Below are 11,925 nucleotides of genomic sequence, written 5' to 3' on the forward strand. Positions count from 1 at the left end.
TCGCTTTCGGCATGTGGCAGCGCATGCGTCCAGTCATAAAACGGCCCGCACGCGCCTCGATATCAGTTTATATGACGAACTGATCCAGAGTTATCAGGCCGCCGGGCTTATCCCGGCGTGAACCAACAGATAGGCCTCCAGTTCCTCTCGTTGCGCGGACGTTACAATCGCGCCGATATACCCATCAGGCCGCACCAGCACCCACCCGCCAATCGCCAGTTGGTAGGCACGTTGAAACTCACCTTGCTCGTCAATCACATCTCCCTCAGGCCCAACGATATGGACCTGCACGCCCGGCCAAGCGGGCACTGAATCACGCGTGACACCATACCCCAGCAGTGTCCAGTGCGTGCCCTGGAACAGATGGAACAGCCGCAGCGCCTGCCCGGCGGCACCTCGGACCGGCGCGTCCGGCGCCCGGTCGCCCGCTGCAACGCCTTTACGCACGGGGCTCTTCAACGCCAGTGAGGACTCGGGGTAGCCGATGTCCAGTTGATGCACTTCCCTGCCCCGGCGCAGTTCGCCATGCTGCATTTCTCCCAGCAGTCTGGTGGACAAGCCGAGCACGGAGGCAGCCACCGGCCGGCGCTCTTCTTCATAGGTATCGAGTAAAGCCTCAGGGGCGCCCTGCACCACCGCTGCCAGCTTCCAGCCGAGGTTGTAGGCGTCCTGCACACTGGTGTTGAGGCCCTGGCCACCGGTGGGCGGGTGGATATGCGCGGCGTCACCCACCAGCAGCACCCGGCGCAGGCGGTAGTGATCGGCCAGGCGTGCATTCATGGTGTAGGCCGATGACCAGCTCACGCTGTGCACCTGGACATCGGCGCGACCGGTGCGTTGGGCGATCAGCGCGGTGAGCCCTTCGGCGCTGAAGTCGATGTCGCCCTCGGCCGGGATCGGCCCCTGAAGCTGGAACAGGTCGGTGCCGGCCAGCGGGCAGATCGCAATCTGGCGTTGCATATCCCCTTCGCCAAAGCGATGCCAGGCCTCACGCGTCAGGCCGGTAAGCACCCCATCCGCCACCAGGGCGCGCACGCCCAGGGTCTTGCCGGGGAAGCCGATAGCCAGCGCATGCCGGACAAAGCTGCGACCACCATCGGCCCCCACCAGCCAGCGGGCACGCAGGCTTTCTTCTCCGCCCTGGCCGGCCAGCCTGGCGGTGACGCCATCGGCATCCTGTTCGAAGCCCACCAGCTCACAACCGAACTCAGGCCAGTGGCCCAGTTCAAGCAGGCGCTCGCGCATCACCTGTTCCGTCAGAAACTGCGGCACCATCAAGGGTTGCCGGTAGGGCTCGGCCGGTGTCGGCGCCTTGGATGCAGTGAATTCGGCATCGCTGTAGCTGCCATCGTCGCGGTAGCGCCGGTCAGTCGGATAGACTCCACCCACCGCCATCAAACGGTCGAGAATCCCCAGGTCCTCGAAGACTTCCTGGGACCTGGGCTGGATACCCTTACCACGTGAGCCCTGGAATGGCTGGTGGTTTTTTTCGATCAGGCGGAAGCTGATGCCCCTTCTCGCCAGGTCGATCGCCAGGGTCAGGCCGGCGGCACCGGCACCGCAAATCAGTACATCGACAGCCAATTGCGCTTTCATATGGATCACCTATATGTGCAATACGCACATATTAAGAGAGGCCAACACCGTGTCAATTAAAAGTGTGAAAAAGGCACATATATCCGCCCAGCTGCGTGACCTGCATGGCTCGTTGGTCGAGATCGTAGGGGTGATGAACCGCCCGCAACGCGACGAGGCGATGGTGCGCGAAGCCGGGATTTCCCTGGACCGCGCCCTGTTTCCGTTGCTGGTGCTGGTCGAGCGCCTGGGGCCGATTGGCGTGGTCGAACTCGCCGGCCGCGTGGGCCGTGACTACACCACGGTGAGCCGGCAGGTGGCGAAGCTGGAAAGCCAGGGGTTGGTTACGCGACAGGCAAGCGCACTCGACCGCCGAGTGCGCGAGTCGGTGATCACCGAGAAAGGCAAGGCCATGACCGACCGCGTCGATGACGCGCGGGAAAGGATCGGTATGTCGATCTTCTCCACCTGGGAGGAAGGCGATTTCGACAACCTGGTGCGACTGATGCGCAAGTTTGCCGAGGACATCAAGGAGGATTCCGTGCGTGCGACGAAGGGTATTTCCTGAAGCCATCCATTTGCAGGTTTGCTGTGGCGAGCGGGCTTGTTGTGGCGAGCGGGCTTGCCCCGCGTTGGGGCGCGAAGCGCCCCCCTCTCTCAGGACCACATCGCTGCTTCAGGTAGACCGAGGTGTTGGGATTGGGGCTGCTGCGCAGCCCAACGCGGGGCAAGCCCGCTCGCCACAACAAGCCCTTTCACCTCAGCAAGCCCGTTCACCTCAGCAAGCCCGCGCACGGCATCAATCCAACGCCAACTCCACCACCCCACCGTTCAACCGCACCGGCCATACCCGCAAGCGCTGCTCCGGCGCCTCCAGGCACTGCCCGTCTGCCAGGCGGTAATGCTGTTTGTAAATCGGCGCTGCCACCACCAGTTCACCCTTGATGCTGCCGATCAAACCGCGACCGATCACATTCGCCCCCGACTGCGGGTCGTGATTATCGATGGCATACAGCGTCTGCGCCTGCGCGCCCGGCAGGTAGAACAGTGCGACTTGCGCGCCGTCCAGCCACACCACCACGCCGGAGTTGCTCACCAGGTCTTGCTCGCGGCACACCTGCGTCCAGGTGGCCAGGTTGCGTTGGGTAGTGGCTTGGCTCATCAGGCAATCTCCTCGGTGACGGCAATCAGGTTGAGTTCGGCGGCCATGATTGGCCGGCGCTGGCCGCGTTCCTGGACGAAGTGGATGTCCGGGTCGGGGCGTTTGTCGTTGACGAAGGTGCGAAAGCGCTTGAGTTTTTCCGGGTCCTTGAGGGCGTTGGCCCACTCGCATTCGTAGCGGTCGACCACCCGTTGCATCTGCGCTTCGAGTTCGGCGCCCAGGCCCAGGCTGTCGTGCAGGATCACGTCCTTGAGAAAATCCAGGCCGCCTTCCAGGCTCTCGCGCCACACCGAGGTGCGCTGCAGCTTGTCGGCGGTGCGGATGTAGAACATCAGGAAGCGATCGATGTAGCGAATCAGCGTGGCGTCATCCAGGTCGGTGGCGAACAGCTCCGCATGGCGCGGGCGCATGCCGCCGTTGCCGGCGATGTAGAGGTTCCAGCCTTTCTCGGTGGCGATCACGCCCACGTCCTTGCTCTGGGCTTCGGCGCACTCGCGGGTGCAACCGGACACCGCGAACTTGAGCTTGTGCGGCGAACGCAGGCCCTTGTAGCGGTCTTCGATCAGCAGCGCCATTTTCACGCTGTCTTGCACGCCGTAGCGGCACCAGGTGCTGCCCACGCAGGACTTCACCGTACGCGTGGACTTGCCGTACGCATGGCCGGTCTCGAAACCGGCCGCGATCAATTCGCCCCAGATATCCGGCAACTCGTGCAGCTGTGCGCCAAACAGGTCGATGCGCTGGCCGCCGGTGATCTTGGTGTAGAGGTCATATTTCTTCGCCACTTCACCGATCACAATGAGTTTGTCCGCAGTGATCTCGCCACCCGGAATACGCGGCACCACCGAATAGGTGCCGTTCTTCTGCATGTTGGCCATGAACGTATCGTTGGTGTCCTGCAACGGCACTAGGGACGGGTCCATGATCGGCTGGTTCCAGCACGACGCCAGGATCGAGCCCACCGCCGGCTTGCACACGTCGCAACCAGTGTGACCACGGCCATGTTTGGCCAGCAGTTCGTCGAAGGTGACGATGCCTTCCACGCGCACCAGCGCGTACAGCTCCTGGCGGGTATGGGCAAAGTGTTCGCACAGGCTCTTATCGACACTCACGCCACGGGCGATCAGCTCATGCTCGAACACCTGCTTGAGCAACCCGGCGCAGCCGCCGCAACCGGTGCAGGCCTTGGTCTGCGACTTGAGCAGGCCGAGGTCGCTGCACCCGTCGTCGATGGCAGAGCAGATCGCGCCTTTGGTCACGTTATGGCAAGAGCACACGGTAGCCGATTCCGGCAGCGCGCCGGGACCGAGGGTGGGTGCGCCGCTGGAAGACGGCAGGATCAGGCTGGCCGGTTCGGACGGCAACGCGATGCCGTTCTGCATGTACTGCAGCAAGGTGTCGTAGTAGCTGTTATCGCCGACCAATACGGCACCGATCACCTGCTTGCCCGAAGCATCCACCACCAGGCGCCGATAGCTGGCACTGGCCTCGTCGATGAATTGGTAGCTGCGCGCCCCGGGCGTGTGGGCATGGGCGTCGCCGATGGAACCCACGTCCACGCCGAGCAGCTTGAGCTTGGTCGACATGTCGGCGCCCACAAACGGCTCGGCGGTTTGCGCGCAGAGCAGCGCGGCGACGCCTCGCGCCATCTGGTAGCCCGGCGCGACCAGGCCGAACAGGCTGCCGTTCCAGGAAGCGCACTCGCCAATCGCGTAGATATTCGGGTCGCAGCTCAGGCATTCATCGTTGATCACCACACCGCCACGCGGGCCGATGTCCAGGCCGGCCTTGCGGGCCAGTGCGTCCTGGGCGCGGATGCCGGCGGAGAACACGATCAGGTCGGTTTCGAGGAATTCGTCATTGGCAAAGTTCATGCGGTAGCGGTACTGCTCGCCGGCGCTGATCGACTGGGTCGCACGGGACAAATGCACGCCCACGCCCAGCCGCTCGATCTGCGCCTTGAGCGCCAGGCCGCCGAAGTCATCCAGTTGCACCGGCATCAGGCGCGGCGCGAACTCCACCACATGGGCTTCAAGGCCCAGGCTTTTCAGCGCATTGGCGGCTTCCAGGCCTAGCAGGCCACCGCCCACCACCACGCCGCGTCGGGCATTGGCGGCGGCCTTGCGGATCGCATCCAGGTCTTCAAGGGTGCGATACACCAGGCGTGAGTCGCCCTCGGCGCCTTCGATCGGCGGCACGAACGGATAGGAACCGGTGGCCAGTACCAGCTTGTCGTAGGCGACACAGCCGTCGGCGGTGATCACTTCACAGCGGGCGCGGTCGATCTCCAGCACCGGCACGCCCAGGTGCAGGGTCACCCCCGGCGTCTGGTACAGCGCAGCGTCGGACAGCGCCAGCGACTCGGCATCGCGCCCGGTGAAATACTCGGACAGATGCACCCGGTCATAGGCGCGCATCGGCTCCTCGCTGAACACGTGCAAACGGTAGTGAGCCAGCGCGCCGCGTTCGATCAGTTGCGCCACACAGTGGTGGCCGACCATGCCATTGCCGACGACGATCAAGGTTTTGAGAGAATTCATAGTAAGCACCTGACAACGCTCATCACGGTTTTAAAAGCAAAAAAAACGCCTGAAACCTTGCGGTTCCAGGCGTCTTTGCCTGTTCTTGTGCGGGTTCGGATCAGGCGACTGCGCCGGATTCACCGCTATTGCCCTGGTTGTCGATCGTCGTTGACCGAGGTGGGTTGATGGGGAGCTTGCAGGGTCTGTGCCAAGCGAAGACAAAGCCCGCACTCAAGGCATCACACGCAAAACAACGGCGATGAAACTGCGCGTAATCGCCTCCAACTGGTGCACCTCGCGTCATAAAAGTGCACAAACCCCTTCTGTGGCGAGCGGGCTTGCCCCGCGTTGGGCCGCGTAGCGGCCCTAAAGGAAAACGCCGCGATCTTTCTGGAAGCTCGCGGCGTCTGGATCAGGGCTGCTTCGCAGCCCAACGCGGGGCAAGCCCGCTTGCCACAAAAAAACCTGGCGCGTGACTTGCTAGGAACACTCCAACCAGGCAGTCAACGCAGACTGCCCTCTCACGACAAAGGCGCCGTGTAACCCCCGTTCTGAACGGAGGGTTACAAGGCGCCTTTTTTGTTTATACGGGTTTCAGATGGCCAACCAAAACATACGCAGTGTGTGTCCCTATTGTGGCGTGGGCTGCGGCATCATCCTGCAGGTCGAGCACAATAAAGTGGTCAAGGTGATCGGCGACAAGGCCCACCCCACCAACTTCGGGCGCCTGTGCACCAAGGGCACTACCTGCGGCCAGGCCATCGCCGAGTCCGGCCGCATGGAGAACGCCTATGTGCGCCAGGCCCGCGACCATGACCCCGTACGCCTCGGCATGGACAAGGCCATCAGCGAAACCGCCCGGCGCCTGCGCCAGACCCTCGACACACACGGCCCGGACGCGCTGGCCTTCTACGTATCAGGTCAGATGTCGCTGGAGTCCCAGTACCTGATCAACAAATTGGCCAAGGGCTTTGTGCGCACCGCCAACATCGAGTCCAACTCGCGCCTGTGCATGGCCAGCGCCGGCAGTGGCTACAAACTGTCCCTCGGTTCCGACGGCCCACCGGGCTCCTATGAAGACTTCGACCGCGCCGACCTGTTCTTCGTGATCGGCGCGAACATGGCCGACTGTCACCCCATCCTGTTCCTGCGCATGATGGACCGGGTCAAGGCCGGGGCGAAGCTGATCGTGGTCGACCCCCGGCGCAGCGCCACGGCAGACAAGGCCGACCTGTTCCTGCCGATCAACCCCGGCACCGACCTGGCCCTGCTCAATGGCCTGTTGCACCTGCTGGTGAAAAACGGCCATACCGATCCTGCCTTCATCGCGAACTTCACCGAAGGCTGGGAGGCGATGCCGCCATTTCTGGAGGACTATTGCCCCGAGCACGTCGCCGCCATCACCGGCCTCGCCGAAGCCGATATCCGCCAAGCCGCCGACTGGATCGGCCAGGCCACCGAGTGGATGAGCTGCTGGACCATGGGCCTCAACCAGAGCACCCACGGCACCTGGAACACCAACGCGCTGTGCAACCTGCACCTGGCCACCGGCGCCATTTGCCGCACAGGCAGCGGGCCGTTTTCCCTCACCGGCCAACCCAATGCCATGGGCGGCCGCGAGATGGGCTACATGGGCCCGGGCCTGCCGGGGCAGCGATCAGTGTTGGTGGACGCGGACCGCGCCTTCATCGAAAACCTGTGGCAAATCCCCCACGACAGCCTGCCGCGCCGGGCCGGCAGTGGCACCGTGGCGATGTTCGAGCAGATGGCCGCCGGCCGGATCAAGGCCTGCTGGATCATCTGCACCAACCCGGTGGCCAGCGTGCCCAACCGGCAAACCGTGATCAACGGCCTGCACACCGCCGAGCTGGTGATCAGCCAGGACGCCTTCCTCGACACCGAGACCAACCGCTACGCCGACATCCTGCTGCCCGGCGCACTGTGGGCCGAGGCCGAGGGCGTGATGATCAACTCCGAGCGCAACCTGACCCTGATGCAAAAGGCCGTGGACGCGCCCGGCGAGACCCTGCCCGACTGGCAGATCATCGCCCGGGTCGCCTGTGAGATGGGCTTTGCCGAGGCCTTCACCTACGCATCCGCCGCCGAGGTCTTTGAAGAAATCAAACAGGCCTGGAACCCCAAGACCGGCTACGACATCCGTGGCGCCAGCTACCCGCGCCTGCGTGAAAACCCTGTGCAATGGCCCTGCGCACCGGTTGAGGCAGCGCACCGCAACCCGATCCGCTACCGTCATGGCGGCACCCTCACCTTCGCCACCGAAAACGGCAAGGCGCGGTTCTTCGCTCGCGCGCATATGCCGCCCGCCGAGATGCCCGACGACGGGTTTCCCTTCGTGCTCAACACCGGTCGTGTGCAGCACCAGTGGCACACCCTGACCAAGACCGGCAAGATCGCCACCCTGAACAGACTCAACCCCGGCCCCTTCGTCGAACTGCACCCCGAAGACGCCGCCCGCCTGGGCATCAAGGACAAGGACCGGGTCGAAATACGCTCCCGGCGCGGTCACGCCGTGCTGCCCGCCGTGGTCACCGACCGCGTGCAGCCGGGCAACTGCTTTGCGCCGTTTCACTGGAACGATGTGTTCGGCGAACACCTGGCGATCAACGCAGTGACCCATGATGCGGTGGACCCGATTTCCCTGCAGCCGGAGTTCAAGTGCTGCGCCGTCGCCCTCAGCCGTGTCGAGCTGATCGACCACCAGTTCCTCGACCTCCCTTCCCCCGTAGCAGAGGACACCGCCATGTCGCGCCTCGACGCCTTCGCCGACATCACCGGCATCCGCCACCTATCGCCACCGCCCCTGAACGACAGCGAACGCACCTACCTCGCCGGCTTCCTCAGCGGCTTGCACACCAGCGCCGCGCGCCAGAGTTTCGGCGTACCGACCCTGCCGGCGACTGCGCCGCTGACCGAGGCGTCACGCTTATGGCTGAACGGCTTGCTCGCCGGCTTGTTCAGTCCTACAGCCCCCCTCGCCGCGCCCTCCCCGGCCGTCACCCTGCTGTGGGCCTCGCAGACTGGCAATGCCGAAGCCCTGGCCGAACGCTTTGCCAAGCGCCTGCGCGAAACAGGCATCAGCGTGGAACTGAGCGCGATGGCGGATTTCCCCGCGAGTAAACTGGCAAGCACCCACACCCTGGCGCTGATCAGCAGCACCTTTGGCGACGGCGACCCGCCCGACAACGGCGAAGGTTTCTGGCACAGCCTGCGCACCGCCGATACTCGCCTGGAGTCGTTGCGCTTTGCGGTATTGGCCTTGGGCGACGCCAACTACGAGCAGTTCTGCAACCACGGCAAGCAACTGGACCGGCGCCTGCTGGAACTGGGGGCAACGCGCCTGCTGGAACGGGTGGACTGCGACACTGAATTCGAAGCCGCCGCCGATGCCTGGCTGGCGCGGTTCCAGCAGGCACTCAACCCGGCAAAACCGGTGGCACCGGCCACCCCCGCCGGTAAAACCAAGCTGTACGGCTCGCGCCTGCTGCTCAACCGCCATCTCAACCCGCACAGCGCGCACAAGGAAACCCGCCAGTTCGCCCTGGACCTGGCCGACTCCGGGCTGACTTATGAAGCCGGGGATGCCCTGGGCATACGACCACGCAACTGCCCCGAACTGGTCAGCGAACTGCTCGACCTCACCCGCCTGAATGCCAGTACTTGCGTGAACATCGACACCTTCGGCGATGTGCCGTTGCAACAGGCCCTCACCCAGCACTTCGAAATCGCCCGGCCCAGCAGCGACACCCTGGCCTTCATCGCCGAGCGCAGCGCCAACCCGGGTCTCAAGCACTTGCTCAACCCCGAGCACAAGGCCGAACTCAATGACTGGCTGTGGGGTCGGCAACTGGCGGATGTGTTGCAGGAATACCCCATCGACTGTTCGGCGGATGAGCTGCTGGGCACTCTCAAGCGCCTGCAACCGCGCTTGTATTCGATCGCCTCCAGCGCCAAGGCGTACCCGCACGAGGTGCACCTCACCGTGGCCGCTGTGCGTTATGGCAAGCGCAAAGGCGTGTCGTCGACCTTCCTCGCCGACCGCGTCGGTGACGGGGAAGTGCCGCTGTTCGTGCAACCGTCGAAACACTTCCGCACGCCCAGCGACGCAGAGGTGCCGATGATCATGATCGGCCCCGGCACCGGCATCGCGCCGTTCCGTGGGTTCTTGCAGGAACGCCGGGCGCTGGGTCATCAGGGGCGCAACTGGCTGTTCTTCGGTGAACAGCACGCCGCCAGCGACTTCTACTACCAGGACGAGTTGCAAGGTATGCAGCGCGATGGCCTGCTCACCCACCTGAGCCTGGCGTTCTCTCGCGACCAGGCGCAAAAGGTGTATGTGCAGGACCGCATCCGCGATCAGGGCGCCGAGCTGTGGCGCTGGCTACAGGACGGCGCCAGGCTGTACGTCTGCGGCGATGCCAGCCACATGGCCAAGGACGTCGACCAGGCCTTGCGCCAGGTCGCGCAAACCCACGGCGGGCTTGGCGTGGAGGGCGCCGTGGAGTACTGGCGGCAGATGAGCGAACAGAAGCGTTATCTGCGTGACGTGTACTGATTGGATACAGAACAATATGCACTTTGTATTGTGTACAAAAAACCCTAAAGATTTATCGGTGCCAGGCCGAAACAGCAGTGATAGCAAATCGCCTGACTCCTGATCGAGGAATGCAGCGATTTGGCCGCCCTTCACGCTGATGGTTGTCTCGATGAAAATAAAAAATAAGCTGGTCCTGGCATTTGTCTCTGTTGCATTTATTCCGGTCAGCCTGGTGGCCGTGATTTCGGTCATGAACACGCGGACCCAGGCGGTGGATCAGTTCATCGATGGCAGCACCCGGGAGATTCGCCAGATCGACGGTAACATTCGCCAGTTCTTCGATGGCACGTTGCAAAACGTCGATCAGATGGCCACTGATCCTGTATACACTTCTGTCGGCACGCTGAAGAACTACCAGGCCGCCGATGCCGCCAGCCAACCGCTGCCGGCCGAGGCGCAAGCCGTGATCGAGCGCTTCGCACGCTTTGGCGCCACCCACCCGGCGGCAGCGATCCTGTCCATCGGCCTGGAAGACGGCACCTACGCCAAATGGCCGGATGACCCCCAACTGGCCAAATACGACCCGCGCACCCGCCCCTGGTACAAGGCGGCCATGGCCAGCCCCGGCAAAACCGTGCGCACCCCCGCGTATTACTACGACAAGGACGATGTAGCATTGGTGGGCACCGCCCGGGCGATGCTGGAAAACGGCAAGGCCAAGGGCGTGTTCGTGGTCAGCGTCTCCCTGAAAAACCTCACCGAGCTGGTCAAGAGCATCAAGCTGGGCGAAAGCGGCTACGTGATGCTGATCGAAGACGGCGTGGTGCTGGTGGACCCGCGTGACGCCGCCCACAGCTTCAAGCCGCTCAAGGACCTGGGCGCGCCCTACGCGCAGCTGGCCGACACGCCTCAGGGATCCACCGAGGTGGTGATCGATGGCGTGCGCTACATGGCCAACGTGTGGACCTCCCCCGGCCTTGGCTGGCGCTACATCGGCCTGATCGAACACCGTGAAGTCATGGCCGAAGCCACGCGCATGACCTACCTCACGGCCATCATCGTCGGCGTGCTGGTGCTGATCTTCGGGCTGATCGCGGCGGCGTTCTCCAAGGTCATCGTCAAGCCCATCGGCCAGGTCAGCACCGGCTTGCAGTCCATCGCCCAGGGCGAAGGCGACTTGCGCCACGAACTGCAGGTACAGGGCAAGGATGAAACCGCCGAGCTGGCCGGCTGGTTCAACAAGTTCCTCGCGGCGATCCGCCAACTGATCCAGCACATCGGCGCGGCGTCGGCCAATTTGCAGAACGCTTCCAAGGTCAACAGCGAGGTGGCGCACAATATGAACGAGGCGGCCGGACGCCAGCGCGAGGCCGTTGAATTGGTGTCGACCGCATTCAATGAAATGGTCGCCACCGCCAACGAAGTCGCCCGTTCCTGCAGCGGCGCCGCGGAGTCCGCCGAAAACGGCCACCGTCGCGTGGCCGAGGGCAAGCAGCAGATCGAAGTCACCACCGACAACGTCAATCGCCTGGGGCGCCGTCTCACCGAGTCGTCCCAGGCCATGGTCGAACTGGAAGCTGGCAGCCGCAGCATCAACCAGATCCTCGGCACCATCCGCGCGATTGCCGAACAGACCAACCTGCTGGCCCTCAACGCCGCCATCGAGGCCGCCCGTGCCGGTGACCAGGGCCGTGGCTTCGCGGTGGTGGCCGATGAAGTGCGTGCCCTGGCCAAGCGCACGTCCGACTCCACCGGCGAGATCGAGCAACTGCTCGGCACCCTGGAAAACAAGACCCAGGAAGTCACCCAGAAGATGGGCAGTTGCCTGGACTTGTCGCGGGCCAGTGTGTCATCCATCGAAAGTGCGCGGGACAGCTTCGAGGGTATCCAGACGTCGGTGAACGAGATCCGCGACCAGAACCTGCAGATTTCCGCCGCCGCCGAGGAACAACACAGCGTGGCCGAAGAGATCAACCGGCACATCCAGCAGATCTACGACGAGGCACGCCTGGTGGAGAGCCTGGCCAACTCGGCGCAGGACGACTCGGGGCGCTTGTCCACTCTATCGGATGAATTGAATGGATTGGTGGGGCGCTTCAAGTCCTGAGGAA

Annotated in this window: 6 protein-coding genes and 1 pseudogene; 4 read left to right on the forward strand and 3 right to left on the reverse strand. The window is 63.8% G+C overall.

Annotated elements, in window-relative coordinates; translation table 11 throughout:
- Positions 1-93: 93 nt before the first annotated feature.
- Positions 94-1,596 carry an FAD-dependent oxidoreductase gene (locus BM026_RS21005; RefSeq protein WP_093529935.1) on the reverse strand — a complete coding sequence of 501 codons (1,503 nt, stop codon included), beginning with the start codon at positions 1,594-1,596 and terminating at the stop codon, positions 94-96.
- Between the two features lie 49 nt (positions 1,597-1,645).
- Between BM026_RS21005 and BM026_RS21010 the strand changes: the two genes are divergently transcribed.
- Entirely contained in the window at positions 1,646-2,143 is a 498-nt protein-coding gene (locus BM026_RS21010; protein WP_256575534.1) for a MarR family winged helix-turn-helix transcriptional regulator, read from the forward strand.
- Positions 2,144-2,374: 231 nt separating this feature from the next.
- Here the strand turns inward: BM026_RS21010 and nirD are convergent, their stop codons facing one another.
- Positions 2,375-2,737, reverse strand: a complete 363-nt coding sequence (gene nirD / locus BM026_RS21015) for a nitrite reductase small subunit NirD (RefSeq protein WP_093121166.1) — start codon at positions 2,735-2,737, stop codon at positions 2,375-2,377.
- Positions 2,737-5,277 (reverse strand): nitrite reductase large subunit NirB, encoded by a 2,541-nt coding sequence (gene nirB, locus BM026_RS21020; RefSeq protein WP_093529939.1) that lies wholly within the window; start codon positions 5,275-5,277, stop codon positions 2,737-2,739. Before nirB ends, nirD begins: the two co-directional genes overlap by 1 nt.
- 580 nt (positions 5,278-5,857) lie before the next feature.
- Here nirB and BM026_RS21025 point away from each other — a divergent pair.
- The 3 genes and pseudogenes from BM026_RS21025 (at position 5,858) to BM026_RS29660 (ending at position 11,921) form a co-directional block, all read left to right on the forward strand.
- A complete protein-coding gene (locus BM026_RS21025) occupies positions 5,858-9,832 on the forward strand; it encodes a bifunctional nitrate reductase/sulfite reductase flavoprotein subunit alpha (RefSeq protein WP_093529941.1) in 3,975 nt (1,324 codons plus the stop codon).
- A 232-nt stretch (positions 9,833-10,064) separates the two neighbouring features.
- Positions 10,065-11,066 (forward strand): annotated as a pseudogene (locus BM026_RS29655) (cache domain-containing protein); the annotation flags it as partial.
- A gap of 87 nt (positions 11,067-11,153) precedes the next feature.
- Positions 11,154-11,921, forward strand: coding sequence for a methyl-accepting chemotaxis protein (locus BM026_RS29660; protein ID WP_371322060.1), 768 nt, complete (start codon positions 11,154-11,156; stop codon positions 11,919-11,921).
- Positions 11,922-11,925 lie beyond the last annotated feature (4 nt).

It is taken from the genome of Pseudomonas sp. NFPP24 (genome assembly GCF_900112095.1).
Classification (GTDB): Bacteria; Pseudomonadota; Gammaproteobacteria; order Pseudomonadales; family Pseudomonadaceae; genus Aquipseudomonas; species Aquipseudomonas extremorientalis.

Excerpts from the sequence above, each read along its gene's own strand:
- nirB (WP_093529939.1), bottom strand. The coding sequence starts at position 5,277 with ATGAATTCTCTCAAAACCTTGATCGTCGTCGGCAATGGCATGGTCGGC.
- BM026_RS29660 (WP_371322060.1), top strand. The coding sequence starts at position 11,154 with ATGAACGAGGCGGCCGGACGCCAGCGCGAGGCCGTTGAATTGGTGTCG.
- BM026_RS21005 (WP_093529935.1), bottom strand. The coding sequence starts at position 1,596 with ATGAAAGCGCAATTGGCTGTCGATGTACTGATTTGCGGTGCCGGTGCC.
- BM026_RS21025 (WP_093529941.1), top strand. The coding sequence starts at position 5,858 with ATGGCCAACCAAAACATACGCAGTGTGTGTCCCTATTGTGGCGTGGGC.
- nirD (WP_093121166.1), bottom strand. The coding sequence starts at position 2,737 with ATGAGCCAAGCCACTACCCAACGCAACCTGGCCACCTGGACGCAGGTG.